Genomic DNA, 26,341 nt, shown 5'->3' on the forward strand with positions numbered 1-26,341 from the left:
TCACTGGGTTGGATCAGCGAAGAGATCGGGGGCCCCGGGCCATTCGAACCGTCCGAGGTCGAAGCCGCCCTTCCCGGTTCCGAACTTCCGCCGTACTCCCAGATAGCGAGCGATCGTCATGTCGTAGAGCCCGATGTTGAAGATGGAACCCGCGGCTATCAGTTGCAACAACGCAGCGGGCCACGAACCATCCACGCGCGCAGCCGGATTCAGTGCGTCAATTCCAGTGGCCCGATGTAGGTGGCGGGCCTTGTTGCGCCGTCCTGACGCTGAACGGCGACGTCGCCGGGGATCCACGGGACCTCCAGCTGCGTGGTGGCATCTGGCGGTGTCACCACGATGGACGTGGGCATCCAGAAGTCTTCGGGGAGTGCGGGCTCTCCGATGGTCAGGATGCTGGTGGCGGACGCCCCGGGCGCAAGAGTCAGAGGCTGTGGATCGCCACTCTGTCGCTGCAGGCTGAACACCGGACCCCACGTTGGAACGGCGGGGCCGACGAGATCCACACCGGGGTAGCCCTGCAGCGTGCAAGTCTGCTGGGAGACGTTCGTCAGAATCAGCTCAAGCTGATCCTGGCCAACGTATTCAGTCGTGGTGAGCTCGCCGGTGCTCAGGCTCAAGGAATCGGTGGCGCACCACGGCTCGGCGGAAGCAGTCGTGCTCACTGCCGCCGGGCTGGCTAGCGCAGACGCAACGGCCATTCCGGCCGCCCACGCAGAGAATCTGGGAGCCATCAGACGGCCCTCCCGCCTTGGAAATCTCGATGGTGGTGGGAGAACTGTAGGCGCCACGCCGTGGTCCTGCCGACGATTGACCGGTGGATCCCCCACACTGTGGGGCAGCCCGTCGGTGCGACCCGCCCTTATGAGGGAATTCGGACACCACGCTTAGCGGGCAATTGGTTGGTGCCCGCATGCCCGGGCAATTTTCTGAAATCCGCCCGGCGGATCCCGGCGTTATGTAACGATTCGTTATGTAACGATTCGCGTTACCTCAGAACCCTTAGAGAAAGAACGACCATGAAGTATTCCCTGAAGATCGCCGGATCGGTTGTCGGCGGATTAGCTGCGGCCGCCATGATCTACGCACCTATCGCCGCAGCGGATTCCGCTGACGACGCCTTCATTGGTGCACTCACCGAGCAGGGCGTCACATGGCCGGGCGCTACCCCCGACAACCAGATCGCCGCTGGCAAGGGCGTCTGCCAGGACTGGACGGCCGGGGCCACCTTCGAGCAGGAGGTCACCTCGCTGACCCCCAACCTCACCGCCGAGGACGCTGCGTTCCTCATCGGTGCGGCGACGGCAGCATATTGCCCGCAGTTCGAGTCGAAGGTGAGCTAACTCGCAATCGGAAGTTATCGACAAACGCCCCGGCGAAATTCGCCGGGGCGTTTTTCGTGTGGAGTAAACGTTTCCTAATTGTTCTATTTTGATTACCGAATTTGTTCGGTCGCCGTCGCTCGGCAGTGGTTGCGCTGCCATAGTGACTCCCGCCTTCAATGGGACGAGACGTTGCCGCTTATGAGGTAGATGTTACGCCTGAGGGTGCTGAGGTCCTCGCAGGTCAGATGCTATTTCGCGCGACAGCGGGGCCGTGTGCGACCGGCCGATTAGGTTTTCGAGACTTGCGCCCGCCCCCATCGCACGGTGCGTTCACGACGAATAACGCCGTCTCGTTTTTGTTTTTGCATCAGCCGGGCGGTCCTACGCTCCAAGGAATTACCAAGTGTCCCCTTTCAGGCTTCTTTGAACAGAACGCCCATCGGAAGGGAGAATCCAATGCCTGCGTCACGTCCCGCCTTGCGGCCGGTGCGCGAGGTCACCGCGCCGTCGCTGCAGTTCCGCACCATTCACGGTTATCGCCGGGCATTCCGCATAGCCGGTTCGGGGCCTGCGTTGCTGTTGATTCACGGTGTCGGCGACAACTCCACGACCTGGAGCTCCGTGCACGCCCAACTCGCGCAACGGTTCACGGTCATCGCACCGGACCTCCTCGGCCACGGCGAGTCCGACAAGCCGCGCGCTGATTACTCGTTGGCGGCCTTCGCGAACGGTATGCGCGACCTGCTCGCCGCGCTCGGCATCGACCGCGCCACCCTCGTCGGTCATTCACTCGGCGGCGGTATCGCAGCCCAGTTCGCCTACCAGTACCCGCATATGGTCGAACGCCTTGTATTGGTGAGCAGTGGAGGCGTGACCAAGGACGTGAGCATCGCGCTGCGTGTGGCTGCCCTGCCGATGGGCAGCGAGGCGCTGGCCGCGTTGCGAATCCCCGGCGCCCTTCCCGCCCTGCAGCTCGCCGGCCGCGCCGCCGCGACGCTGTTCGGCTCGACCAAGTACGGACGCGATCTGCCAGACGGTCTTCGGCTGCTTTCCCGGCTGGCCGACCCCGCGGCGTTGTCGGCGTTCTCGCGCACTCTGCGGGCAGTCGTCGACAGCCGGGGACAGTTCGTGACCATGCTCGACCGCAGCTATCTGATGCGTTCGGTTCCGAAGCAAATCATCTGGGGCGAAGATGATTTCGTGATTCCGGTGAGCCACGCCCGGCTCGCGCACGAAGCGATGCCCGATTCGCGACTGGAAATATTCGAAGGCTCCGGGCACATGCCGTTCCACGACCACCCGGATCGTTTCGTCGAAACCATCGAGCGATTCATCGACTCGACACTGCCTGCCGAATACCACGATGACCGCCTTGGCTCGCTGATGCGGACCGGGGTCGAGGCGGACGCCACATCGAGCGACACCGCGTCGTTGGGCGCGTAGCGCCTCAGTCGGTACGGGTCGAGCGGGCGAGCGACATGATCAGGTGGTCGATGCCGGCGCTCGCCTCGTGGCGCGACGCCTCGACATCGACCGCGTTCGCGACGAACAGCGCCGCCTCATTCGTAGCGGCATTGATGAGCCGGGCGGTCATGCGGGTCGACGGCAGCGGTCTGACCTCTCCAACCTCCACTGCATGTTGCAGCAATCGGTCGAGGACATCGAGCGTGTAGCGATCGTCGATCTGATGCCAGCGGGCGAATCCCAGAACCGATAGCGCGTCCGTCAGCACGACCTGGCGGATGTAGGGATCTGTGCACCAGGCCAACAGGTTGTGCGCCGAAACCCTGATGATCTCCAGCGGCGAGGCGATACCGGCGCTCCACTCCTTGGCCCGACGCACGCCCTCTTCCTCGAACTCCGCGAGCAGGGCCTCGAGCACCGCGGCCTTATCGCGAAAGTGGTGGTAGAAGGCGCCTTTACTGGATTCGGCACGGATCAGGATCATGTCGACGCTGCACCCGTGATACCCGCGCTCGGCGAACAAGTCGCGCGCCGCATCAAGGATGGCCGCGCGGGTCGCGGCACGGCGCTGCGCCTGAGTGCGTCGCATCATTCGCGATTCCACCACATCATCAGATACAGACTACTAGTCTGTATCTATAACCACGGAAAGGGGGCGTCATGTCCCTGATCGACGCGCTCGGGCTCGCCAGTGGAATCTTCTGGATCGTCACCTACGCGTGCGTGATACGGCAGGGTCTGGTCGACCGCACCTTCGCGATGCCGTTCCTCGCCCTGGCGATGAACATCACCTGGGAGTTCCTGTTCACGTTCGTTTATCCGTCGGTCGGCGGAATCATGCAGGAGTCCATCAACGCAGTCTGGTTCGCCGCCGACATCGCGATCCTGGCGGTCTTCTTGAAGTACTGGCGCTCCGATTACCCGAAAAACCTTCCGGAGTCGTACTTCTGGCCGATGTTCGTGTTCACCTTCGCGATGGTGACCCCGATGATGGTCGCCACGGTGTCCGTATTCGGGCGCGAGAACGGTTCGGTCTACACGGCGTACATCGACAACCTGATCATGTCCGTGCTGTTCCTGAGCATGCTGCTGAGGCGGGGCGACCGGCGCGGCCAGAGCATGTGGATCGCGTGGGGAAAACTGCTGGGCACATTGACCGCCTCCATTTCGCAGTACCTCTACGACCCGGGAAACGCCATCTGGCTGGTGCTCTACATCGAGATCCTGATCCTGGATCTGCTCTACGTGTTCCTGCTGTCGAAAGCCCCGCGATACCAACGCGAAGAGGTGCCAGCCCCAGCCGCAACGATGCGCTGACCTCGTCCGTCTTTTCGCTTTCTGGATATTGACGTCACCGTGATTTATGGTGATCCGGCACCCTCCGAACCACGTGTGGCCCCGGACGGCGCGTTCGACTGTCCGTCACCGGTCCGCACAAAACGTGGCTCGCACCAGGAGGAACGACGTCGTTATGAGAATTTCCGGTACCACCCCCGTCAGACTGACCGCCGTTGGTATGGCGCTCGTCTGTGTTCTCGCCGGATGCAGCAAGAGCGACAAGGAGGCATCCCCGAGTTCGTCCGCGTCGGCGAGCAGCACCACGAGCGCTGCTATGACGACGGCGGCGGAGGCCGAGCCCGCGGCCAATGACTACAGTTCGCTGCTCATGGCCGCCGAGGACATCGACGCGCCCGAACCGTTCATCGGCGAGCCACCGAACGTCAATCCGGCCGGTCCGACCGGTTGGCAGGGCGTCGAAGCGCTGTACCACAACGCGGACAACACCGCGATGATCAAAGACAGCATCGCAGTCTTCGCCACTCCGGCCGAGGCCACAGAGTTCCTCAAAACGATAGTGATGGACCTTCCCTCGTCCACGGTGATTGGCACCGCAGAGACGTCGCCGTTCGGTTCCGACGGGGTACTGGTGCCTGGGACCTCACCGGACGGCACCAAGGCCGTCACGGTGCTGATGTTCACCGAACAGAATGCCGTCGTTGAACTCGAGTTCGAAAGTCCCCCAGGCGATCTCAATCCAGCGCCGGCGGATTTCGTGAGATCGGTCGGACAGCTTCAATTCGACGCCATCCAGGCGGGACTGCCGGACATCACTCCCCCGGCCCCCGCAGCTGCCGGCGCGGTTTCGCCCGTCGTCGTCAACGTCGACGGCAAGCCGCTGAATGTCCAGGGCCAGGTGGTGTGCGCGACCAATGACGGCAAGTACTCGATCGCGGTCGGCGACATGGCCACTGGGATCATCGTCGGTCTGGAGCCGGACGCCTCGGTGGTACACAACGTGGGTCTCGGCACTGTGGACGGCGTGGTCATGAGCTTCACCGAAGGGGTGCCGGGCAATACCGCCACTGCCACCAAGAATGGCAACACCTACAACATCACCGGCGCGGCTTCCGGTGTCAGCGAGGCCAATCCGGCTGAGCAGATCACCAAGCCCTTCTCCATCACTGTCACCTGCCCCTGACGGGCCGATATCTGCAGTATTGAGACTTCCCCAGCCGTGACGGGATAGGCGGGGTGATGAGTTTTGCACGCCTCGTCGGTCTGCTTATCAACAGCAGCCGTCGAACAAGGAGTTCAGCATGACCGTCACCTCTCATCACGCCGACCCCGCAGGCATCTCACCGGAACGTGCGGCGACTCGCGGGGGTCACAGGATCGGCGTCGCCATCAGCGCTCTCGTTGGAGCGTTTCTGGTGTTCGACGCGTTCGGCAAGCTCGCGGGCGTGCAGCAGGTTAAGGAGGGCGCACAGGCACTCGGGTTCCCGGTCGGCCAGGCGCTGGTGATGGGCGTCGTCTTGTCGGTCTGCGTGTTGGTCTATGCCATTCCGCGCACGGCTGTCCTAGGGGCCCTGGGCATCACGGCCTACCTCGGCGGAGCGGTGACCGCGAATATGCGAGTGGAAGCGCCCCTGTTCACTCATGTGTTGTTCGCGGTGTATCTCGGCGTGCTGATGTGGGCCGGCCTAGCCCTGCGCCGTCCGCAACTGCTGACGATCGTCGGCCTGAAACGCTGAAAGGCCTTCGCGCAGAAGGTCACCGGAGGGTCGGTGCCGCCGGTATGGGGGCCGGCGCCGGAACGGGATGCCGACTCGGTGCGGGAGCGGTTGTCGCGGTCGACGGCGGCGCAGTGGGTGCCTGTGTAGCACCCGCAACGAACCCACAGGTGGACGCCACTTCACTGCCGGACTCACCGAGGTCGTCCATCCCACTCGCTCTGGCCGCAGATGGATCCTTGGCCACGCCCCAGGAGAACAGGGATTCATTGGCGACAAGCGAAGCGCAATCCGGCCTCTGGACCGTGACGACGACCTCACAGGCAGATCCGCCGTTGTTGCCGCAGTCGAGCACGGCCGCTCCCCTGGCATCGGACTCCGTGGGTTGTTGCGACGACGTGCCATGGGCTCCGTCAAGCGGCGAATAGGCGATGGCGCCCCAGTACTCGCCATCGGCGTGGGTCGGCGCCGCGGTAACGACAACCGTCGCACCGATCATTGCTGCCGCACTGGCGGCGACGAGAAGCCCTTTGGTGATCATTCGCGCACTCCTCGTGGGATCCGACCGGACCCGGGCTCCTATCGGAACATCGTTCCTACCGCTGCGCAGCCGAATGGGCTAGACGGGCAAAGTCGTTCCCGTCTCGTTCTCGGCGAATTCCCAAAGCCTTTGGGCGTCCTCGTAGTCACAGGCATTCGTCGCCCGCCCACTGAGCGTCGGCGCGCCCTTCAAACCGAGCCGTCCGTCGCAGCCCACGTAGCTTCCCGGCGGTATCGGCTCGCTGATGCAGTAGAGCGTCGGCGCGGCACCGGCGTCGATGTCGTTACCGATCACTTTCGCGACCGAGGTCACCGCCGAGTGGAACGCGGACATGACCCGGGTGTCGGAAACATTCGACAGATTCGATGCCGCCCAACCCGGTTCCGACAGATACGTCGTGACCGGCGAACCCGCCTCACGGAGCCGTCGGTCCAGCTCCAGCCCCCACAACATCACCGCCAGCTTCGAGCGGCCGTACGCCGGAACGGAAGACCACTTCCGCGTTCGAAGGTGCGGATCGTCGAACGCGATGGTCGATGACTTGTGGGCGTTGGAGCCGACATTGATGATCTTCGAACGCACCCGATCGAACAGCAGGTTCGTCAACGCGAATGGGCCCAGAAAGTTTGTGCCCATCGTCATTTCGAAGCCGTCGACGGTATCGCTTCGCGTCGGCGCGACCAGACCCGCGTTGTTGACGAGGATGTCCACATCACCCTGGAGCAGGTCGGGAAACGCCCGCACCGATGACTGATCGGCGAGGTCGAGTTTGACCACGGTGGTGTCTCCGCCGATCTCCGTGGCGCGTTGCGCGCCAAGCTCCAGGTTGCGCACAGCCAGAATCACGTGCGCCCCGGCCCGGGTCAACGCGCGCGCTGTCCCAAGGCCGACACCGTTGGTTGCGCCTGTGACGATGATGCGCGTGCCACTTAAATCGCCGAGTCTGCTCGGTGCCCACTGTGTCGTCACGGTCTGAGATTAGCCAGTACCCAGTCCTGAGCACGACGCCGCGGTCGCGCGCATGAACGCAAACGTTGACATGACACAATCCGACTGGTTGTCTACCGCCGATGAGCGACGGAGCCCGCGAGATCGAGAACCTCGTGTACACCTATGCCGAACGTCTCGATGCAGGCGACCTCGACGGTGTCGCCGCACTCTTCGCCCACGGCCGGATCTGCGGGGTCGAAGACGGGCCGCCGGAGACGGTGTTCACCGGAGTGTCCGGCGTCCGGCAGATGTACGAGATGGCGACGCGGCTCTACGAGGACGGCACACCCAAGACCAAGCACTTCACGACCAACGTGCGCATTCAGGTCGATGACGCTGCCGGGACCGCGCACGGCAGCGCGTACTACTGCGTCACACAGGCGACGCCGGAGCTACCGCTGCAGATCATCGTGACCGGCCATTACCGCGACACGTTTCACCGCGTCGACGGCACCTGGTGGTTCGACACCCGCATCATGTTCGTCGACCAGATCGGCGACACCAGCCATCACCTGAAGTTCTGATCCGGTGGCGAATCCCTTCGACGCGGATGCGCTGGTGACGGCCGCGCAGCAGAAGGAGGGCCTTGCGGATTGGGGGCCGTTGCCGTTCGAGGAACCACTGGGCGTCCTCGCCGACAGTTACTCGTCGACAAACCTCAACGACATCGGCACGCATATCCTGCGTTCGGGTCTGGTGCACAGCCTGCGGATGAGATTGCGGGCGCAGGAGTGGATCCGGCGCCATCCGGAGATCACCGAGGAAGTCATCGTCGCACCGGTCGTCGTGGTGGGCATGATGCGCAGCGGCACCACCCTGCTGCAGCGGCTTCTGGCCGCCGACAACCGCTTTCACTGTGCGTACGGATGGGAAGTGGTCGAGGTCGCGCCCCGGCTCGACTCCGAATGGTCGTCCGGGGAGGACCCGCGTATCGCGGTCAGTGAGAAGCGCGAAGCGACGTCGCGGGAACTCGCCCCCGAACTGTTCTCCATCCACCCGATGTACGCCCGAGAGCCCGAAGAGGAGATCGTCTTCCTATCCGACGCGTTCCTGTCGCATGTGCCGGAGTCCGGCGCTCATGTGCCGCGATACCGGCAGTGGATCGATGAGCAGGATTTCTCGCCGGCCTACGCATACCTGCACAGGATGCTGCAATTCCTCCAGTGGCAGAAGCGGCAGCAGGGCATGCCCGCACGGCGGTGGGTGCTGAAATCGCCTGCCCACCTTGGATATCTGGACACGCTACGGGCGCACTTCCCCGACCTGCACGTCGTACACATGCACCGCGACCCCAAAGAGACGATCCCGTCCGGCGCCAGCCTCAACGCGACACTGCACGCGATGCACACCGACACCGTCGACCGCGATCGTGTCGGCGCCGAGTGGCTGCAACGGATGGGCTGGACAAATGACCGCGCGATGGCTTCCCGTACGGGGTGGAGCGACGAATCCGCGCGGTGCACGGACATCGAGTTCACCGAGGCGGTCGCCGACCCGATCGGGCAGGTGGCCCGTGTGTACGACGCGATCGGCTCAATATTGACGCCTGACGCCGAATCGGCCATGCGCCGCTGGCTGGCGGAGCGTCCCCGCGAACCCGCCCGCCCGCCGTACTCCGCAACAGATTTCGGGTTGAGCGACAGCCAGATCGACGACAGGTTCACCGACTACAACTCACACTTCCGCGCGGAAGCGAACACCTCGAGGAGGATGTGATGTCCGGATTCACAGGCGATCCCGTAGCGACGTCGTCGCAGCACGAACAGGAACTGGCCGCGCTCGAACTCACCAACCACCCCACCGTCAAGGCGGCATACCGCAGCGTCGCGGAGAAGTGGCTCGGTCGGGCCAAGGCCTCGGACGCGATGCGTGAGCGATTCGACGATGCGTTCGCCGAGGTGATGTTCTCGGCTGCGGTCTGGTCCTCCAATCAGGACAAACTTCGACCGAAGGTCAGCTGCATCACCCGGATCGGGCACCCGGTGTCCGGCCGTCCCGTCCCCGGATCACGTTGGGGCATCGACAATCCCGACAGCGTGTACCGAGTCATACCGATCTCCGGTGATGAGCGCTACGAGATCCACGGCCGCGTGGGCGCCAACCGGATGACGGAGAACTATTTCACGCTGTGGGACCCGAACATGGGCACCGTTGCGGTGCTCAACGGTCGCACGATGACGGTGGGGGCCGACGGTTCGTTCGTTATCACGGTCGACTCCGACCCCGCCGACGGGCGACCCAATCATGTTCAGACCACGCCCGAGGCGCACGAGTTCTACATCCGCGACGTGCTTCTCGACTGGGGCCGCGATGACCCCAACCACCTGAGCGTGCAGCGACTCGGCGCAGAACCGACCACTCCGCCGCGCACACGCGACGAACAGGCCGACGCCACCGCGGCGATGATGGCGTACTTCGCCGACTTCACCGGCAAGCTCAGCCACGGCGTCTACAAGATGGCGCCCAACAACTTCAACCTTGCGTGGTCCGCCGATCGTGTCGGTGCGATGCGCAACCAGGTGTATGTGATGGGGCGGTTCGAGTTGAACCCCGGCGAGGCTTTCGTCGTCGACGTGAGCGATGGCGGCGCCGAATACTTCACGGTGCCGCTGAGCAACATCTGGGGCACCACACTCGACATCGTCGATCGCACAGGCAGTCTCAACAAGTCTCAGTCGGTGCCCAACGAGGACGGCACCTACACCTACGTCATCTCCCCGACCGACCCAGGATTGGCGAACTGGATCGACTCCGACGGTCTGCCAGAAGGCATCCTGACGCTGCGCATGGCCGAATTCGGCGGCGACGGCCCCAAGGAAGACCTCGGTGCGCACGGACGCGTGGTGCAGCTCGACAACCTCGAAAAGGAGGTACCGAGTCTGAAGCGAGTGTCGGAACAGGAACGGACGACCGAGCTCGCCGATCGCCGCGCGGCCTATCTACGCCGGCTGCCCGAAGGGACGAACTGACATGGCCCGCTGGCTGATCACGGGATGCTCGACGGGGATCGGGCGAGAAATCGCACGGGCCGCACTGGAGGGCGGACACTCCGTCGTCGTCACGGCACGACGCACCGAGACCGTCGCCGAATTCGCAGAAACCTATGGTGATCGCGCCGCGGTTGTCGCATTGGACGTCACCGACAAGGACCAGATCGCGGCCGCGGCGCAAACGGCACAGGACGCGTTCGGCGGGATCGATGTTCTGGTCAACAACGCGGGCAACGGTTACCTATCGGCGATCGAAGAGGGCGAGGACGACAAAGTCCGTAAGCTGTTCGACACCAACTACTTCGGTGTCGTCGACACGATCAAGGTGGTGCTGCCCCAGATGCGCGCCCGCGGGTCCGGGCACATCGTGAACATCTCGTCGATGACGGGCCTGGTGGCCAACCCACCCAACGGGTACTACTCATCGACGAAATTCGCGCTCGAAGCGCTGACCGAGGCGTTGGCGCAGGAAGTCAAACCTCTGGGTATCAAGGTGACCGCGATCGAACCGGGCGCCTTCCGCACCGACTGGGCCGCCAGGTCGATGTGGGAGTCCTCCACGCCGATCGGCGATTACGACGAGAACGTCGGTGCTCGCAAGACGATGATCAAGGAGTTCGCCAATCACCTGCCCGGTGATCCACGCAAGGTGGCCGAGGCGGTGCTCATGGTGACCACACTCGACGATCCGCCGCTGCGGTTGCTTCTCGGCCGCGACGTGCTCAAGGCGGTGCGCGACAAGCTCGCGGCGTTCTCCGCGTCGATCGATGAGTGGGAGACGGTCACCAAGGACGTCAACTTCCCGAAGGAGTGACAGTGGGCAACCTCGACGGCCGGGTCGCGTTCATCACCGGCGCCGCGCGCGGGATGGGCCGGGCGCACGCGGTGAAGCTCGCGAGCGAAGGAGCCGACATCGTCGCCGTCGACGCCTGCACGACCTTCGACGTAACCGGCTATCCCGGCGCCACCAGTGCGGACCTTGCCGAGACGGTCAAGCTGGTCGAGAGCACGGGCCGCCGCATCGTTGCGCGCGAGGCCGACGTCCGGGACGGCGATGCGGTCGACGCCGTCGTCGCCGAAGGGCTTCGCGAATTCGGCCGTCTGGACATCGTCATCGCCAACGCCGGCATCATCCGCGTCACCGATACCGAGGAACGCCGGAAGACGTTCCGCGACATCGTCGAGGTGAATCTGGTCGGCGCCTGGAACGCCGTCGACGCCGCGATTCCCGCATTGATCTCCGGCGGCCGCGGCGGATCCATCGTGCTGACCAGCTCCACGCAGGGCATCAAGGCCTCGGGCACCGAACGAGCCGGCCTGCAGGCCTACGCGGCGTCCAAACGCGCCCTGGTGGCGCTCATGCAGGGCTGGGCGCTTCAACTCGCCCCGCACTCGATCCGCGTCAACACCATCCACCCCAGCGGCGTAGCGACCGCGATGATCCTCAACGACGCGACGATGGAACTCGCCGGCGTGAACGATCCGTGGCTCATCGCCCAGCAGAACGCGCTACCGATCGCGTTGGTCGAGCCGGAGCAGATCGCCGCGGCCGTGGCGTGGTTGGTCAGCGATGCAGGCACGTTCATCACCGGCACGTCCTGGCCGCTGGACGCCGGCTTCACACTGCGGAGCTAGCGGCCTCAGCTGATACGTTCGGCGCGTGCGCACCACCTTCGAGTTCGACTTCGAGACAACGGCGACGCCGGAACAGATCGTCGAGCTGATGACGGACTTCTCGGAGAAGCGTCACGACCGCTGGCCGGCATCGTCGTCCGCGGCGTTCGAGGTGTACCGGGTCGGCGACACCGACGCCGATATTCGCGAGGGCCAGGACTTTCCCAAACTGTGGGCCAAATGGCACTACGACTGGTCGGAGCCCAACTCGGTGACGTTGACGATTGCGGAAAGCGATGCGCTCGAACCCGGCGGGTTCATGTCACTCACGGCGGCGCCCCGCGAGGGCGGCAGCGCGGTGCACGGTGTGTGGCAACAGACCTCGAAAAGCATCCGCGGTCTGGCGGCGGTCACCATGATGCGGGTGATCGGGCCACGATTTCTGTCGGCGTACTACAAGAAGGTCTACGACGCGCTCTGAGAGTTGAAATCCTTGACCACGTCGGCAACACGGCGGACCTGGTCGATGTCTGAACTCGTTGGGATCAAATGGATCTCGTCGGCGCCGATCGCTTCGAATCTGCGCAGCACCTCGAGCAGCTCACCCTCGGTTCCGGCCCAACCCGTGGTGGGTGCCATCGCGTCGACGTACTCGGCCGGAATCCAGTTCATATAGCGCAGCAGATGCGCGTGGACCTGCGCGCGCGCTTCGTCGCCATCACCGATCGCGAACCAGAATGACGTGGCCAGGTGCGGACGCCTGTTGCCCGCCTGCGCCCAGGCCTCGCGTGCGACGTCGAACAACTCGTTCTGCTTGTCGACGTCCAGGTCCAGCGTCATCCCCGCGAGCCCGTCGGCCCACGCGGCCGCACTGCGCACGGTCTTGGGGCCGATGGTTCCCACCAGCAGTTGCGGTCCGGAATCCTGCAGAGGCCGCGGCCCGACCGGAATGACGGAGTCGGTGACCTTCTCCCCCGCCCAGATACGTCGCATCACCGCCACGCTGTCCGCCATCCCGCGCATCGTCTGGGTCGCGATGTCCGCACCCACCGCCGCGTAATCCTCGTGCCTTCCGCCCACGCCGAGTCCGACCGTCAGCCGACCACCGCTGAGCATGTCGCCGGTGGCCAGCGCCTTGGCCAGCATCACCGGGTCGTGCAGTTGGGGCACCACGACGGTCGTCACCAAGCGCACCCGGTCTGTCCAGGCTGCCAGCGCACCCAGCAGCGTCAGGGAGTCCGGATTGCTGAACGCGATGCGCTCTCCCCAGCACAGCGACGAGAACGGTCCGCCGTCGATCAGCTGCGCCCACGCCCGAAGCGTCGCGGCGTCCAGGTCCGGTTCCATCACCGGCATCGTCATCCCGATCTGCACGTCGGCGATTCTGGCACGACCGGAGAACTGGCACGATGACTTCCATGCCGATCAACACAACGTCCGTCGCGCACATCCGGCTCACCGTCACCGATATCGAGAGAAGCCGGCAGTTCTACGAGAGCGTGTTCGGCTGGCCCATCACCCTGGAGGTACCCGACGGCGCCGACGATTCGACGCGCGAGCAGCTGTGGTTTCTGTTCGGCGGAGTCATCTACAAGGCGGGCGATTCGGGGGTGGGCCTGCGCCCCGCGTCGGCCGACACGTTCGACGAGGACCGGACCGGTCTCGACCATTTGGCGTTCCGCCTCGCGAGCAAGGCCGAACTCGACGAAGCGGCACAGCATCTCGACGACCTCGGTGTCCCGCACGAACCGGTCAAGGACATCGGGATGATGTACATCCTCGAGTTTCGCGACCCCGACAACATCGCGCTGGAACTCATCGCCCCGAAATAGCGATTTCGGCGTGCTGAGTCTCGCTCAGCGTGACCACGCACGCCGAAATCGCCGAAACTAGCCGAGAATCCGGTCGGCTTCGCGCACGCCGCTCTGGTATGCGCCGTGCACGGTACCGAAGTACTCCGGGTTGGTGGCTTCGCCCGCGAATGCGAGCCTGTCGTTCACCGGTTCGGCGAGGGTCTTCATATCGTCGGGGCTCGATCCGACGGCGATGAAGCTATAGGAACCACGCGCGAAGGGGTCCGCGGCCCATCGGGTGACCAGCGAACCGGTCGGCTCGGGCGCTTTCAGCGCCGTCACCACCTGGGCCACCGCCTCCTCATCGGAGAGTGCCTCGCGCTCACGGGCATCGCTTCCACCACGCAGGCCGACGAGCAGTGGCGTTTCGGCGAATGTCTCACCGTTGATCAGCATCGACACCGGCTCGCCGCTGCCGACGAGCCCGATGACCTCATTGTCCGGCCAGAACGGCTGATCGAACTTGAGCACCACCTTGTCGAGCAGGCCGAAGCCGAGCCGTTCGATCGCCTGTTGCTTCTCCTTGGGAAGCGGCGGGTCGAAGGCAATCGTGCCCGCCTTCAGCACACCCAGCGGGACCGTCACGATGACCCTGTCCGCATCCACGTCGCCCTTGGTCGTCTCGATCCGCACGCCCGAGTCGCCGTGCGAGATGCGCTTGACCTCGGTGCTCAGTCGGATCGTCAACCCGTCCGCCTGATGCTGTACCAACTCGACATAGCCGCCCGGCAGGATCACGTCAGGTCCTTCGTACCCGCCCTCGGTGCCGAACCACTTGAGCGAGAGTTCATCTGGATCGGCCGCATACTCGCCCTGAATCTCGCTCGAGGCAACCCACGCGATAAGAGGATCATTGAGATCTGCGACTTTGGCCAAACCGTCGGCGACCGACTCATCGGGGCCGGCGTCGCCCCCGAGCGTCACGAGCTCTCCGGCGATGTCCTGCCAGCGGTTCAACGTGGTCTCGGTGTCCTGTGGGCTGACCTCGCCACCGTCACGGAACAACAGGACCTTGTCGAAGTCGGTTTCGACTCGCCGCGCGCCGACCTGATCCGCGAGTTCGACGAGCGGGTTGCCCTCGGTGCCGTGGATCCACGCCCCACCGAGATCGATGGGCACGCCCAGTGAGGTGTTCGTCCACGTGCGTCCGCCGATGCGGTCACGCGCCTCCAGCACCGTGACGTCCATTCCGCCATCGGCAAGCCGCCGTGCGGCGGTGAGACCCGCCATTCCGGCACCGATCACCACGATGCGTTGTTTGGGTTTGGGTTCATCACTGCTGCTACTGCAGCCGGGGAGCAGGGTCGCGGCCGCGAACACGCCCGCACTGACAGTGAACTGACGCCTGCTCAGCTGAGGCATGCCTGGACGGTATCCGCCCAGGCCGAATTAGGTCAGGTTCTCGACGATTTGCGCCACCGACGCGGACTTGACGTTCCGAAATCCCGTACCCGCCCACACATTGAAGCCGTGCGGATCGCCGGCACGCACCGCGGCCGCACGCACCGGGCTGGTCAGATAGTGGACCTCGGGATAGCCGAACGTCGATTCGGGTTCGTGCTCGTCGATGAACCGGTTCCGCAGTCCACGCGCATAACGACCGGAAAACGACCGGGTGACAACGGTTTCGGTGAACTGTGGATCCTGAAGTGCGGCGCGGTGGACGGGGCTGCTGCCGGCTTCATCAGCTAGCAGGAAGGCGGTGCCGAGTTGCGCCGCCACCGCGCCCGCCCGCATCACACGCCCGATGTCATCTGCGGTGGACAGTCCGCCCGCTGCGATCACCGGAAGGCCGACCGCCGCTGTCAGCGTGGCCAGCAGTTGATCGAGCGGCTCGGAAGCGGGTTCTGCCGAGGGGTCGAACGTCCCGCGGTGTCCACCCGCGGACGGGCCCTGTGCCGCCAGCACATCGACGCCCGCCGCGACGGCGGCCTGTGCCTCCGACAGCGTCGTCACGGTGCCGACGATGGTGATGCCTGCATCGTGCAACCGTTGGCATTCCTCTGCGCTCGGCACACCGAACGTGAAGGACGCGACCTCCGGCCGGAGTTCGAGCAACACGTCCAGCTTCGCCGCCCACGCATCGTCGTCGAATCGAGGCGCGCCGAGCTCAGCCCCGTACCGCTCGGCCTCCGCGGCCAGCGCCGCGGCGTACGCCTCGATCGCTGCGGGGGTGCCTGCACTCGGCTGCGGCGCAAACAGATTGGCGCCGACGGGTCCGGTCGTGAGGTTGCGCGCCTTCGCGATGCGCTCGGCGAACACGTCGGCCGTCAGGTATCCGGCGGGCACGAACCCGATCCCGCCGGCATTCGTACCTGCGGCGGCCAGCTCGGGTGTCGACGGCCCACCGGCCATCGGCGCGACGATGATGGGGACAGCGAGGTCGCGAAGGTCAAACGCGCTCATGTGACGCACCTCCTTGGTTGGAACGGCAGTGAGTCCCTCCATCCTGCATCGTTGCCGCCCGGCCGCCGACGGTGGTTCACTGGATCGACATGGCAGTCACGTTCAACCACACCATCGTCGCCTCGCGGGACCGAGAAGCATCGGCTCGGTTCTTCACCGAGGTGTTCGGCCTACCGGCCGCCAGGGAGTTCGGGCCGTTTCTGGCCGTCGCACTCAACCACGGCGCCAGCCTGGACTTCGCCCAGGCCGGACCCGACGAGGACATCCGCCCGCAGCATTACGCCTTCCTCGTCTCCGAGGACGAGTTCGACGAGATCTACGGGCGCATTCGCGAGCGCGGGCTGCAGCACTGGGCGGACCCCAGGGGCAGCCGTCCCGGCGAGATCAACCACAACGACGGCGGTCGCGGCGTGTACTTCCAGGATCCCGGCGGGCACTATCTGGAGATCATCACCCGGCCCTATGGATCCGGCTCGGACTGACCCGCGACGCGAGCAGATCGACACCGTCACCCCGGAGTGCAGGCAGCATCCGCGCCCGGTTGCCCAGCACGGACACCAGTTCGGCGGAGCGGCCCTCGACGAGTGGTCCTACCTCGCCGTGAGACCAGTCGGCGTCGGTGGCGCGCAGTCGCAGCCCTCTGCTGTTGCGGAATGCGGGCACGAACGGATTGGGCAGCGCCACTTGCGTGTTCAGCACCGCCACCAACGCCGCGACGGGAATCTCCGGCACACGGCCGATTGCGTACAGGATGTCGAGTTCGTGAGTGACGTGATCGCCCAGCAGCAGCCGCGGCGGGAAGATGCGTCCCAGCCCGCGGGGGTGGTACACCAGCTGCGCGAATTCGGCGAGCAGTTCGACGGGACAGCGCTCCGCGGCGAGCATGCGCGCCATCGCGGTGTTGGCGCGGTCGAATGAGCCCCCGTGACAGACTATTTCGCCCACGGTGACTCCCGGGCCCGAGCGGTAACCGATGACGAGATGGGCCAGCACATCGTGGTTTGACCATTCGTCACACAGGCTGGGGTGCGCCCACTCCTCGGGGCCGAGGGTTGCGGCCAGCGCGCGGAATCGTTCGTCGTTGTGGCGCAACATTTCACGGACGGACATCGAGGTGCTCCTGCAGGAAGGCGGTCTGGTCGGCGAGGGCCCGGCTGACAAGCGGTGGGTGGTAGATGGCGAAATGGTCCGATTCGTAATGGCGGGCGACGCCGCGCGGAGCCCGACGCGCGACCAGTTCGGCGTATTTGGGATCCATCAGATTCTCGCGATCGCAGACGCACACCAGCAGGGGCGCCGCGACGTTGCGCGCCTGGCGCAGCGCCGATGTGGTCACCATGGCCATGGCGTCCACGGCGGCGATCCGGTTGTCGAAGTTCCCGCCCGGCGGCACCGTGGAGTTCCAGCCGGCTTCGGCGCCCTCGACGGTGACCATCGCAAAGCCTCCCGGTGGTCCGACGATCGGCACATATCGGCGACCGCGCCGCGTCGCGATGCGCAGGAGGTCCTCGGTGATCGCCGGCGCGAGGCGTAGCGACGCGAGCAGTCCGAGTCGGCGGGCGGCGCCCGGACCGTGCACGATCGGGCACTGCACGACCGCGACCGCGACGTCGTCGCGAGCCGCCGCCACGCGGATCACGTTCATTCCGCCGAGGCTGGTGCCCCACAGCCCCATCCGGGCGCTGTCGATATCCGCTCGCTCACCGAGGTGTGCGATCGCCGACGCCACGTCCTGGCACTGGTCTCGCGTCGAGATGTGTTGCCGCGGTTGCCCGTCGGATTCGCCGGTGTGTCGGTAGTCGAATGCCAGGGTGGCGATGCCGGCCGCGGCGAAGTGCTGTTCGTACTGGGCCAGCATCATGTCGTGCGTCGCACCAAGGCCGTGCACCAGCACCACGGCCGGATGGGGTCCGGCACCGGCAGGCAGCGTCAGCCACGCCGCGCATCGGGTGTCTCGCGAGTGGAAGTCCACGCGCTGGGTCGGAATCGTCACAGTCATCGTCCACTCCTGATAAGTACGTTGTACGTATGGCTAGACTGCTTCACGTACGACGTACTTGTCAAGGAGGTCGGAAAAGGTTGCGCGCACGGTTCACCACCGATGAGATCGCCGCCGCGGCGTTGAGAATCGTCGACGACGCCGGAGTGAGCGCGTTGAGCATGCGCGCCCTGGCCGCAACGCTGGGCACCGGCCCGATGACGGTCTACAACTACGTCGCCGATAAGGAAGGCCTGGAGGAACTGGTCGTCGCCGCGGTCGTCGCCGAGGTGCGGGTGCCCGAGCCGACCGCGGACTGGATCGACGACGTCTACGCCGTTGCCGAGGCGATGTGGCTGGGGATCCGCGCGCATCCTGCCGCCATTCCACTGGTGCTGACGCGCCGGACGTCATCGGCGACCGACTTCGCGGTGGCCGACGCGCTCATCGCCGCGCTCGGCCGCGGCGGCCTTTCCGACCCCGACCGCCTGTCCGCATTCCATGCCGTCTTCGCGCTGGTCGTCGGGGCCGCCCAGGCCGAACTCGCGGGGCCGTTCACACGTGGCCGTGATGCCGGCGATGCCGCGGCGCGCATCGGATCAGCAGCAGGTGCGGCTCACCCCAACGTGGAAGCGCTCTCGCACGTCGCGGGCAAGGTGTCGGTGGAAGAGGACTTCGCACAGGGGCTGCGGATGCTGCTCGACGGGATCGCCGCGCGCGGCAAGAAGCGACGTCAGCGCTAGCCGAGGGAGTGGCCGCGCCGTTCCTCCTGCGCCCGATAGTCGTCGGCCAGCTCGCCGACATGCTTGGGCAGGGTGCCTGCGGCCACTTCAGCGACACTGGTCTGTTCAAGAACAGACCGCATGCTGGCCCGCAGCGCCCGCCACACGTCGGTCAGCGCCGCGGTAGGACCGGAGTACGGCAGGTCGCCGAGCCCGATGTCGCGCACGCTGGCCAGTGGGCCGTCGATGCACCTCAATACGTCGGCGAGGCTGATCTCGGCCGCGGGCCGGGCCAGTTCGTATCCGCCATCGCGGCCGCGATAACTGCGCACCAGCCGATCGGTGCGCAGGTCGGAAAGGATGTCGACGAGGAACTGTGGGGGGATGCCCTGGGCCTTGGCCAGGTCGTCGGTCTTCACCACCGCACCCTCTTCGGCGGTGGCCAGCTGAATCATCGCGCGGACGGCGTATTCAGCTTTGGCCGACATCCGCATGAGCCCAGTCAATCACGCGTGACCGAGAGCACGGCCTCGGCGAGTTCGGGGCGACACACCACCACGTCCGGAAGCCGTGGGTCCCGCCTGTTGTAGATCAGCGGCGATCCGTCGATCCGCGATGTGTGCAGCCCGGCCGCCCGGGCCACCGCGACCGGCGCCGCCGAATCCCATTCGTACTGTCCGCCGGCATGTACGTAGACGTCTGAAAGCCCTTGCACCACGGAGGCGACCTTGGCTCCCGCCGAGCCCATTTCGACCAGCACGCCGTCCAACGCCGCACGCACGTCCAACGCCACGGCGGGCGGCCGCGTACGCGAGACCACGACGCGCGGCTTCGCAGGAGCCGGCGGCGGGGCGCTGACAGTCGGGGTGGCGAGCGTGATGCCCTGCGCGGGAAGGGCCACCGCCCCTGCGACCAATTCCCCCGACTGCCACAGGGCTACGTGTACCGCCCAGTCGTCGCGGCCCAGCTCGGAGAACTCCCGGGTGCCGTCGAGCGGGTCGATGATCCACACCCGGTCGACGGACAGTCGTATCGGGTCGTCGGCACCCTCCTCAGACAGCACCGCGTCACCAGGCCGCTCCGCCGCGAGTGCCGCCATCAGAAAGTCGTGGGACCGCTTGTCCCCCGCCGCTTTCCGCTCATCCTGGCTGGCCTCGGCAAGCTCGTCGCGGACTTGCAGCAGAAGCGTGCCCGCCTCTGTCGCCAGGCGCGCAGCGACGTCATGATCGCTCACTGCTTGCTCTCCAGCAGTTCGACCACCCTGTCAGCGAGCTCATCAGGCGTGTGCTCGGGGGTGAGCTGCAGATCGGGAGACTTGGGCCGTTGGTACGGGCTGTCGATCCCGGTGAAATGGGTGATCTCGCCTGCACGGGCCTTCTTGTACAGCCCCTTCGGATCGCGCCGTTCGCAGTCTTCCAGCGGGGTGTCGCAGAACACCTCGAAGAAGTCCAGGCCCGCGTCGGTGGTCACCTGGCGTGCCAGGGCACGGTGCTCCTCCAGCGGGCTGATGGCGGGTACGAGCACGACCTGACCGGAGTCGGCGAGGATGGCAGCGATATGTGCCAGTCGCCTCTGGTTCTCGGCGCGGTCGGCCATCGAGAATCCGAGGTCGGCATTGAGCCCATGGCGCAGGTTGTCGCCGTCCAGAACGTAAGCGGGTACGCCCTTTTCGAGCAGTTTCTGCTCGACGAGCATCGCCACCGAGGACTTTCCGGATCCGGACAGTCCGGTGAACCAGACGGTCCTGCCCTTCGACAACCGGTCCTCGGCCTTGCACAGCGACTCGTGGCGCACTGTGTTCGGGCTCGACGTGCGTGCCGTGACGTACGGCAGGATCATTCCGGCCGCGACGGTGCCGTTGGTGTTCGGATCGATCAGGATGAATGAACCCGTCGCCGCGTTGCGGCCGTACTCGTCGAGCAACAGCGGGACCTGAGTGCGTAGCGAGATGCGGCCCAGCTCATTGAGTTTGAGTGCCGTGGCGGTCTTGTCACGGTGCAGTGTGTTGACATCCAGACGGTAATCAAGCGCCGTCACTTTCGCCCGAGTGGAGCGGGTGGTGTGCTTGATGATGTAGTCGCGACCGGGCTCCAGCGAGGTCTCGTCGGCCATCCAGCACACCGTCGCGTCGAAGTCCTGCGCGATCCGGGGTTGGTTGTTGGGCCGGGCGAGCATGTCGCCACGCGAGATGTCGATGTCATCGGCCAGGCTCACCGCAACGGCCATCGGCGGAAACGCTTCGGAGACAGGCCCCGTCGGGCCTTCGATCGCGGTGATCCGGCTTGTCTTGCCGGTCGGCAGTACCACGACCTCATCGCCGGGACGCATCACGCCACTGGCAACGGTGCCGGCATAGCTGCGGTGATCGGCGTGCTCGTGCGTCTGAGGGCGGATGACGTACTGCACCGGGAATCGCACGTCGATCAGGTTGCGGTCGCCTGCGACGAAAACCTCTTCGAGGTGACTCAGCAGCGCCGGTCCCTCGTACCATGGTGTGACGTCGGACTTCGTCACCACGTTGTCGCCGTTGAGCGCCGAAAGTGGTATGGACGTGACGTCCTGAACGTCCAGACGCGCCGCGAACTCGTGGAAGTCGTCGCGAATCTTCTCGAAGATCTCCTGATTCCAATCGACCAGGTCCATCTTGTTGACCGCGAGAACGATGTGCTGAATACCCAACAGCGAGGCCAGGAATGCGTGTCGCCGCGACTGTTCGAGCAGCCCGTGGCGGGCGTCGACCAACACGATCGCGAGCTGCGCCGTCGAGGTGCCGGTCACCATGTTGCGGGTGTACTGCACGTGACCGGGAGTGTCGGCGATGATGAATTTCCGCTTGGACGTTGCGAAGTAGCGATATGCGACATCGATGGTGATGCCCTGCTCACGCTCTGCGCGCAGGCCGTCGGTCACCAAAGCCAGGTCGGTGTAGTCGTTTCCGCGTTCCTTGGAGGTGCGCTCGACAGCGGCGAGCTGATCCTCCATGACGGCCTTCGAGTCGAACAGCAACCGGCCGATGAGGGTCGATTTGCCGTCGTCGACGGAGCCGGCGGTCGCGATGCGCAGTAGCGTCGCCATCAGAAGTAGCCCTCTCGCTTACGGTCTTCCATGCCTGCTTCGGATATGCGGTCATCGGCGCGGGTGGCGCCGCGTTCGGTCAAGCGCGAAACCGCAGTCTCGGCGATCACCTCGGACACCGTGCTCGCAAGCGATTCCACGCAGCCGGTGCAGGTGACGTCACCGACGGTGCGGAAGCGCACCACCTTCTCGACGACCTCCTCGTCCTTGCGCGGTTGCAGATACTTGTGCACGGCCAGCAGCATGCCGTCGCGCTCGAAGACCTGGCGCTCGTGCGCGTAGTAGATCGACGGCAGCTTGATCTTCTCGGCGCCGATGTATGACCAGATGTCGAATTCGGTCCAGTTGGAGATCGGGAATGCCCGGATGTGCTCGCCCTTGTGATGGCGACCGTTGTACAGGTTCCACAGTTCGGGCCGCTGTGCCTTGGGGTCCCATTGACCGAACTCGTCGCGGAAGGAGAACACCCTTTCCTTCGCGCGCGCTTTCTCCTCGTCGCGGCGTGCACCGCCGAACGCGGCGTCGAACTTGTTCTCGCGGATCGCACGCAGCAGCGTGAACGTCTGCATCGGGTTGCGCGACGGGATGGTCTCCACCACGCGGCCCGCATCGATGTCGTCCTGCACCTTGGCGACCACGAGGCGCACGCCGGATTCGGCGACGAGGTCGTCTCGGACCGCAAGCACCTCGTCGAAGTTGTGCCCGGTGTCGACGTGCATCACAGGGAAGGGCAGCCGGCCGGGCTTGAACGCCTTCAGCGCGAGATGCAGCATGACGATGGAGTCCTTGCCGCCGGAGAACAAGAGGACCGGCTTCTCGAACTCCGCGGCCACCTCGCGAATGATGTGGATGGCCTCAGCCTCCAACGAGCGCAAATGGCTCAGTTCGTAGCGGCCCGCATTCAATTGCTGAGTCTCGGTCATAGTTTCCTCGTAAAGTTGGTAGAAATGACCAGCTTTATCTGCATAACCCGATATGAAACCAGGCGGAGCCTGCTCTGTCAACGCCCGGCCTGGTATCTCGGAGGGCGAATGTGCGGCTTTCTACGCGTGCGCGGCACGGATGCCACACAAGACACCGTGGCGATTACCCGGGAGGTAATTGATCCGGTGCAGATACTGGAACCATGTCGACCTCAACCCCACCCAAGACCGGCGCGGACGTGATGGCGCAGTTCATCCCCGCCTCGCCGTTCGTCTCCAAGCTCGGCATCGTCGCCGAGGTGCTCGACGGCGACGAGGTCCGGCTGCGGCTGCCCTGGGACGAATCCAACGTCACCGTCGGCGACATGGTGCACGGCGGCGCGATCGCGGCGCTGGCAGATGTCGCGGTGATGGCCACGGCCTGGGCGGGCGCGCAGGTACCCGACTCGCTGCGCGGTGTGACCACGTCGATGTCGATGCAGTTTCTGGCGCCGGCCCGCGCAACCGATCTGATCGCGATCGGGCGGGTGCTGCGGCGCGGCAGGACCTTGGTCAATTGCGATGTCGACGTGGTCACCGCGGAGGGTGAGGCGATCGCAAAGGCGATAGCGACCTACAAAGTGGGATGAAACAGGCTCAGTTGCAGCCGCTGACGTTGACGAGCCTGCCGTTGAAGCCGATGCAGCCGTTGATGTTGGACCCCGGCGGAGGCGGGGGTGGTGGTGGCGGCGGCGGGAAGTCCTCGGGCAGCGGGGCGTAATACGACGGCGGCGGAGCGTAGTCGGCGATGGCACCCGCGACGTCGACACAGCCACCGACGGAGACCCGCCTGCCCGCGCTCGCGCACACATCCGCGGACGCGACGGCAGGGGTGTAGATCACCGCGAGCGCTCCCGGTGCCGTGACAAGGGCGAAGAACGCTGCGCCCGCGCCCGCCAATGATCGTAGGTTTGCTCGCATGGATCTGGAGTATAGGCGCGGTACGAGCACCAACGGCGAATCAGCGCGCTAAAAGCGTGACCTCGTTGAGCGCAGCGACGCGTACGTCCTCGTTCGTTGAGCGGGGGTGAATCCTCTAACCGTTCGGCGTGATGACGGCGCGTCCCGCGATCTTGCCGTCGTGCAGAAGCTGATAGGCCTCCGCAGCACTCTCGAGCGGGAAATGCTCGACCAGCATCGTGATCTTTCCGGCCGCAGCCAGCTCGATGACTTCGATCAGCTCGGGAATGGATCCCCAGAACGGCGAGGCGACAGAGCATTCCTTCGCCGGGCTGTTGAAGTTCACGGGAAGGGCGGCATCGCCGAGTCCGACGATGGTGAGGTGCCCGAGCACCCGCGACACCTGCGCCGCCATTATGAGCGTCGGGTTGACGCCGACGAAGTCGAGCACCACCTCAGCGCCCTGACCGCGGGTCATGTCCTTGATGCACCTGACCGCATCATCCCCCGATACCAAGGCTTCGTCGGCGCCCATCGTCTTGGCGATCTTCAGCTTGTCTTCCGAAGTATCCACCGCGACAACGGTTGTCGCCGAACACAGAGCCTTGAGTACCTGGATCGCCATCTGACCGAGCCCGCCGGCTCCGATCACCACCGCCGTCGAGCCCGGGCCGAGTAGGTGCACCGAGCGCTTCACGGCGTGATAACTCGTCAGGCCCGCATCGGTGAGCGGCGCCGCCTCACGCGGGTCAAGACTCCCCAGCGGGATCAGATAGCGCGTCGACGGGACAAGGAGGTACTCGGCCATGCCGCCGTTCGTGCCGCCAAGTCCGCCTGGGCTCGGCTTTCCCGGTGTCTGGCAGTAGTTCTCGACGCCCTGCCGGCAATTCATGCATAAGCCGCAACCCCATGGGCCGTACACGATGACCGCATCACCTGGCTCGAAACCCGTTGCCCCAGGGCCCATCTTCTCGACCCACCCGGCGTTCTCGTGCCCGAGCGTGAAGGGCAGCGTGAACGACCGCGCCCCGGCGGGCGCTTCCAAGAGATGCAGATCCGAGTGGCACGCTCCCGCGCCGCCAACCTTGAGCAGCACCTCCCCCGGCCCCGGCTCTGGCACCGGCACGTCCCGAAGTTGTCCCGGCTGTTGCCATTCGACGAACTGGAAAGCCTTGATTTCGCGGCCTCCTTTCTCCCCGTCGCTTCGCTCGCCTAGCCGTCCTTGATCCGGTCGAATTCGACTTCGAGATGCAGCGGACCGCGGAACACCTGGTTCACCCGGTAGGGCGGCGGGTCGACGATCAGTCGCGGGTTCTCGACGCGCCGCAGAAATGTCTCCAACGCGATGTTGACCTCGAGGCGGGCCAGCGGCCCACCCACGCAGCTGTGCACTCCGCGGCCCCACCCCACGTGCTGATTGTCCGGACGCTGGATGTCGAACCGCTCGGGGTCGGGGAACCGCTCGGGATCGCGGTTGGCTGCGCCGTACAGCAGATGCACCGCTGAGCCCGCCGGGATGACCGTCTCGCCGACCTCGATGTCGGCGGTTACGCTGCGGCTCGGGAAGAACTGAACCGCGGACTGCAATCGCAGGACCTCTTCGATCGCCTTCGGGATCAGTTCGGGTTTCTCGTGGAGCAGGTCGATCGACTCCGGGTTGCGCAGCAGCGTCAACACACAGTGCGCGATGGTGTTGACCGTCGAATCATGCCCGGCGATCAGCAGCAACATCGCGTTCGCCGCAGCCTCTTTCGGTGTCATCGGCCCGTCCGGCCCATCCTTGTCGTTCACCAGCTTGGACAGCACGTTGTCCTTTGGATCCGTCAGGAACCCATGGATCAGGTCGGCCATGTACGCGGTAAGTGCTGCCGTGCTTTCCTTGCCCTTCTGCGCGCGGGCCCGCCCTTCTTCGGTGGCGGCCTCTGGACCCATATCGGCGCCGGCCATGAAGTCGAAGATCCAGCCGTGGAAGGTGGGTTCGTCCTTGAGCGGCACACCGAGGATTTTGCAGATCACGGCCACCGGCACTGGGTAGGCGTATTCGTCGACCACGTCGAAGCTGTTGCTGCCCAGCCCGTTAATCCCGGCCTTCACCTTGTCGAGTAGTTCGTCGCACAGCGTCTGGATGTCGGCTGCCATGTTGGGGATGACGTCCGGGGAGTGCGGTGGGGCGAAGTGCCGCATGACCTGTCTGCGCTGCTTGTCATGCTTAGCGGGGTCGGAAACGATCAGACTCGGCTCGCGCCCGTAGGCCTCCATGTGGTCGGCGCCGACGTCAGGCGCATCAGCGGCGGGTTTGGCCGAGATGGGGCTGCGACTGATGTCGGAGCTGACGTGGGGGTCGTGCGCCAGCTGGAGCAGCTCGCGGTATCCGGTGACGACGTAGACCTTGTCGGCGACCTGCACGACCGGCGTCTTCCGGAGCTCGTCGAAGAACCGGTATGGGTCGTGGCGGTTCTCGTACCTCATCGCCTCGGTCCAGGCGGTTTCTGCGGTTGTCATGGCGATCC

The 26,341-nt window shown here is 65.3% G+C and carries 31 protein-coding genes and 1 pseudogene; 15 read left to right on the forward strand and 17 right to left on the reverse strand.

Annotated features, from left to right (window positions below; all coding sequences use genetic code 11):
* A complete protein-coding gene (locus AB4Z42_RS11985; RefSeq protein WP_442009367.1) occupies positions 1-195 on the reverse strand; it encodes a hypothetical protein in 195 nt (64 codons plus the stop codon).
* Between the two features lie 14 nt (positions 196-209).
* A complete protein-coding gene (locus AB4Z42_RS11990) occupies positions 210-665 on the reverse strand; it encodes a DUF4232 domain-containing protein (RefSeq protein ID WP_442009368.1) in 456 nt (151 codons plus the stop codon).
* 354 nt (positions 666-1,019) lie between these two features.
* Here AB4Z42_RS11990 and AB4Z42_RS11995 point away from each other — a divergent pair, with 354 nt between their 5' ends.
* Positions 1,020-1,343: a DUF732 domain-containing protein gene (locus tag AB4Z42_RS11995; protein WP_442009369.1), complete on the forward strand. Its 324-nt coding sequence runs from the start codon at positions 1,020-1,022 to the stop codon at positions 1,341-1,343.
* Positions 1,344-1,781: 438 nt separating this feature from the next.
* The gene (locus AB4Z42_RS12000) at positions 1,782-2,768 is read left to right on the forward strand and encodes an alpha/beta fold hydrolase (protein ID WP_442009370.1); all 987 of its coding nucleotides are present in this window, start codon (positions 1,782-1,784) and stop codon (positions 2,766-2,768) included.
* A gap of 4 nt (positions 2,769-2,772) precedes the next feature.
* Here the strand turns inward: AB4Z42_RS12000 and AB4Z42_RS12005 are convergent, their stop codons facing one another.
* Positions 2,773-3,378 carry a TetR family transcriptional regulator gene (locus AB4Z42_RS12005; protein WP_442009371.1) on the reverse strand — a complete coding sequence of 202 codons (606 nt, stop codon included), beginning with the start codon at positions 3,376-3,378 and terminating at the stop codon, positions 2,773-2,775.
* A gap of 71 nt (positions 3,379-3,449) precedes the next feature.
* Here AB4Z42_RS12005 and AB4Z42_RS12010 point away from each other — a divergent pair, with 71 nt between their 5' ends.
* The 3 genes from AB4Z42_RS12010 (at position 3,450) to AB4Z42_RS12020 (ending at position 5,821) form a co-directional block, all read left to right on the forward strand.
* Positions 3,450-4,106 carry a transmembrane-type terpene cyclase gene (locus tag AB4Z42_RS12010; RefSeq protein ID WP_442009372.1) on the forward strand — a complete coding sequence of 219 codons (657 nt, stop codon included), beginning with the start codon at positions 3,450-3,452 and terminating at the stop codon, positions 4,104-4,106.
* A 154-nt stretch (positions 4,107-4,260) separates the two neighbouring features.
* A complete protein-coding gene (locus tag AB4Z42_RS12015; RefSeq protein WP_442009373.1) occupies positions 4,261-5,268 on the forward strand; it encodes a lipoprotein LpqH in 1,008 nt (335 codons plus the stop codon).
* Between the two features lie 118 nt (positions 5,269-5,386).
* Positions 5,387-5,821 carry a DoxX family protein gene (locus tag AB4Z42_RS12020; RefSeq protein WP_442009374.1) on the forward strand — a complete coding sequence of 145 codons (435 nt, stop codon included), beginning with the start codon at positions 5,387-5,389 and terminating at the stop codon, positions 5,819-5,821.
* Positions 5,822-5,840: 19 nt separating this feature from the next.
* On the opposite strand, the gene AB4Z42_RS12025 is transcribed toward AB4Z42_RS12020, so the two are convergent.
* Together AB4Z42_RS12025 and AB4Z42_RS12030 are read right to left on the reverse strand one after the other, a co-directional pair.
* On the reverse strand, positions 5,841-6,341 hold the full coding sequence (locus tag AB4Z42_RS12025; RefSeq protein WP_442009375.1) for a DUF4189 domain-containing protein: 501 nt from the start codon (positions 6,339-6,341) through the stop codon (positions 5,841-5,843).
* A gap of 78 nt (positions 6,342-6,419) precedes the next feature.
* Positions 6,420-7,310, reverse strand: coding sequence for an SDR family NAD(P)-dependent oxidoreductase (locus AB4Z42_RS12030; protein WP_442009376.1), 891 nt, complete (start codon positions 7,308-7,310; stop codon positions 6,420-6,422).
* A gap of 101 nt (positions 7,311-7,411) precedes the next feature.
* Between AB4Z42_RS12030 and AB4Z42_RS12035 the strand changes: the two genes are divergently transcribed.
* From AB4Z42_RS12035 to AB4Z42_RS12060, 6 genes are read left to right on the forward strand one after another with little or no spacing between them, the layout of a single operon-like run.
* Entirely contained in the window at positions 7,412-7,855 is a 444-nt protein-coding gene (locus tag AB4Z42_RS12035; protein WP_442009377.1) for a nuclear transport factor 2 family protein, read from the forward strand.
* Between the two features lie 4 nt (positions 7,856-7,859).
* Positions 7,860-9,047 (forward strand): sulfotransferase family protein, encoded by a 1,188-nt coding sequence (locus AB4Z42_RS12040; RefSeq protein WP_442009378.1) that lies wholly within the window; start codon positions 7,860-7,862, stop codon positions 9,045-9,047.
* Entirely contained in the window at positions 9,047-10,300 is a 1,254-nt protein-coding gene (locus AB4Z42_RS12045; RefSeq protein WP_442009379.1) for a hypothetical protein, read from the forward strand. Before AB4Z42_RS12040 ends, AB4Z42_RS12045 begins: the two co-directional genes overlap by 1 nt.
* A gap of 1 nt (position 10,301) precedes the next feature.
* A complete protein-coding gene (locus tag AB4Z42_RS12050) occupies positions 10,302-11,135 on the forward strand; it encodes an oxidoreductase (RefSeq protein WP_442009380.1) in 834 nt (277 codons plus the stop codon).
* A gap of 2 nt (positions 11,136-11,137) precedes the next feature.
* Positions 11,138-11,956, forward strand: a complete 819-nt coding sequence (locus AB4Z42_RS12055) for a mycofactocin-coupled SDR family oxidoreductase (protein ID WP_442009381.1) — start codon at positions 11,138-11,140, stop codon at positions 11,954-11,956.
* A gap of 25 nt (positions 11,957-11,981) precedes the next feature.
* Positions 11,982-12,416, forward strand: a complete 435-nt coding sequence (locus AB4Z42_RS12060) for a hypothetical protein (protein WP_442009382.1) — start codon at positions 11,982-11,984, stop codon at positions 12,414-12,416.
* On the opposite strand, the gene AB4Z42_RS12065 is transcribed toward AB4Z42_RS12060, so the two are convergent.
* Positions 12,401-13,291 (reverse strand): LLM class flavin-dependent oxidoreductase, encoded by an 891-nt coding sequence (locus AB4Z42_RS12065; RefSeq protein WP_442009579.1) that lies wholly within the window; start codon positions 13,289-13,291, stop codon positions 12,401-12,403. The genes AB4Z42_RS12060 and AB4Z42_RS12065 overlap by 16 nt on opposite strands.
* A 62-nt stretch (positions 13,292-13,353) precedes the next feature.
* On the opposite strand from AB4Z42_RS12065, the gene AB4Z42_RS12070 reads away from it, so the two are divergent.
* Positions 13,354-13,767: a VOC family protein gene (locus AB4Z42_RS12070; RefSeq protein WP_442009383.1), complete on the forward strand. Its 414-nt coding sequence runs from the start codon at positions 13,354-13,356 to the stop codon at positions 13,765-13,767.
* 57 nt (positions 13,768-13,824) lie between these two features.
* Here the strand turns inward: AB4Z42_RS12070 and AB4Z42_RS12075 are convergent, their stop codons facing one another.
* Entirely contained in the window at positions 13,825-15,150 is a 1,326-nt protein-coding gene (locus tag AB4Z42_RS12075) for a flavin monoamine oxidase family protein (RefSeq protein WP_442009384.1), read from the reverse strand.
* 27 nt (positions 15,151-15,177) lie between these two features.
* Positions 15,178-16,194, reverse strand: a complete 1,017-nt coding sequence (locus AB4Z42_RS12080; RefSeq protein ID WP_442009385.1) for a nitronate monooxygenase — start codon at positions 16,192-16,194, stop codon at positions 15,178-15,180.
* An 89-nt stretch (positions 16,195-16,283) separates the two neighbouring features.
* Between AB4Z42_RS12080 and AB4Z42_RS12085 the strand changes: the two genes are divergently transcribed.
* Complete coding sequence (locus AB4Z42_RS12085) at positions 16,284-16,676, forward strand: VOC family protein (RefSeq protein ID WP_442009386.1); 393 nt, start codon at positions 16,284-16,286, stop codon at positions 16,674-16,676.
* Here AB4Z42_RS12085 and AB4Z42_RS12090 read toward each other — a convergent pair.
* On the reverse strand, positions 16,645-17,304 hold the full coding sequence (locus tag AB4Z42_RS12090) for a maleylpyruvate isomerase family mycothiol-dependent enzyme (RefSeq protein ID WP_442009387.1): 660 nt from the start codon (positions 17,302-17,304) through the stop codon (positions 16,645-16,647). The genes AB4Z42_RS12085 and AB4Z42_RS12090 overlap by 32 nt on opposite strands.
* A pseudogene (locus AB4Z42_RS12095) lies at positions 17,291-18,205 on the reverse strand (alpha/beta hydrolase); the annotation flags it as partial. The pseudogene AB4Z42_RS12095 and the gene AB4Z42_RS12090, both read right to left, overlap by 14 nt.
* Before the next feature lie 68 nt (positions 18,206-18,273).
* Here AB4Z42_RS12095 and AB4Z42_RS12100 point away from each other — a divergent pair.
* The gene (locus AB4Z42_RS12100) at positions 18,274-18,915 is read left to right on the forward strand and encodes a TetR/AcrR family transcriptional regulator C-terminal domain-containing protein (RefSeq protein WP_442009388.1); all 642 of its coding nucleotides are present in this window, start codon (positions 18,274-18,276) and stop codon (positions 18,913-18,915) included.
* On the opposite strand, the gene AB4Z42_RS12105 is transcribed toward AB4Z42_RS12100, so the two are convergent.
* Genes AB4Z42_RS12105 through cysD form a run of 4 tightly spaced genes read right to left on the reverse strand, consistent with a single transcriptional unit; the run spans position 18,912 to position 22,892 of the window.
* The gene (locus AB4Z42_RS12105) at positions 18,912-19,388 is read right to left on the reverse strand and encodes an Rrf2 family transcriptional regulator (RefSeq protein WP_442009389.1); all 477 of its coding nucleotides are present in this window, start codon (positions 19,386-19,388) and stop codon (positions 18,912-18,914) included. The two genes, AB4Z42_RS12100 and AB4Z42_RS12105, sit on opposite strands and share 4 nt — an antisense overlap.
* Positions 19,389-19,396: 8 nt before the next feature.
* A complete protein-coding gene (locus AB4Z42_RS12110; RefSeq protein WP_442009390.1) occupies positions 19,397-20,128 on the reverse strand; it encodes a 3'(2'),5'-bisphosphate nucleotidase CysQ in 732 nt (243 codons plus the stop codon).
* Complete coding sequence (cysC, locus tag AB4Z42_RS12115) at positions 20,125-21,969, reverse strand: adenylyl-sulfate kinase (RefSeq protein WP_442009391.1); 1,845 nt, start codon at positions 21,967-21,969, stop codon at positions 20,125-20,127. Before cysC ends, AB4Z42_RS12110 begins: the two co-directional genes overlap by 4 nt.
* Positions 21,969-22,892 (reverse strand): sulfate adenylyltransferase subunit CysD, encoded by a 924-nt coding sequence (cysD, locus tag AB4Z42_RS12120; protein WP_442009392.1) that lies wholly within the window; start codon positions 22,890-22,892, stop codon positions 21,969-21,971. The genes cysC and cysD overlap by 1 nt, the downstream gene beginning before the upstream one ends.
* 203 nt (positions 22,893-23,095) lie before the next feature.
* On the opposite strand from cysD, the gene AB4Z42_RS12125 reads away from it, so the two are divergent.
* Positions 23,096-23,521 (forward strand): PaaI family thioesterase, encoded by a 426-nt coding sequence (locus AB4Z42_RS12125; protein WP_442009393.1) that lies wholly within the window; start codon positions 23,096-23,098, stop codon positions 23,519-23,521.
* A gap of 7 nt (positions 23,522-23,528) precedes the next feature.
* On the opposite strand, the gene AB4Z42_RS12130 is transcribed toward AB4Z42_RS12125, so the two are convergent.
* From AB4Z42_RS12130 to AB4Z42_RS12140, 3 genes are all read right to left on the reverse strand, one after another.
* Positions 23,529-23,852: a hypothetical protein gene (locus AB4Z42_RS12130; protein WP_442009394.1), complete on the reverse strand. Its 324-nt coding sequence runs from the start codon at positions 23,850-23,852 to the stop codon at positions 23,529-23,531.
* Between the two features lie 115 nt (positions 23,853-23,967).
* Entirely contained in the window at positions 23,968-24,957 is a 990-nt protein-coding gene (locus tag AB4Z42_RS12135; RefSeq protein ID WP_442009395.1) for an NAD(P)-dependent alcohol dehydrogenase, read from the reverse strand.
* An 86-nt stretch (positions 24,958-25,043) separates the two neighbouring features.
* Positions 25,044-26,333 (reverse strand): cytochrome P450, encoded by a 1,290-nt coding sequence (locus tag AB4Z42_RS12140; protein ID WP_442009396.1) that lies wholly within the window; start codon positions 26,331-26,333, stop codon positions 25,044-25,046.
* Positions 26,334-26,341 lie beyond the last annotated feature (8 nt).

Origin of the sequence: Mycobacterium sp. 2YAF39, from assembly GCF_052114565.1 — a bacterium.
Classification (GTDB): domain Bacteria; phylum Actinomycetota; class Actinomycetes; order Mycobacteriales; family Mycobacteriaceae; genus Mycobacterium.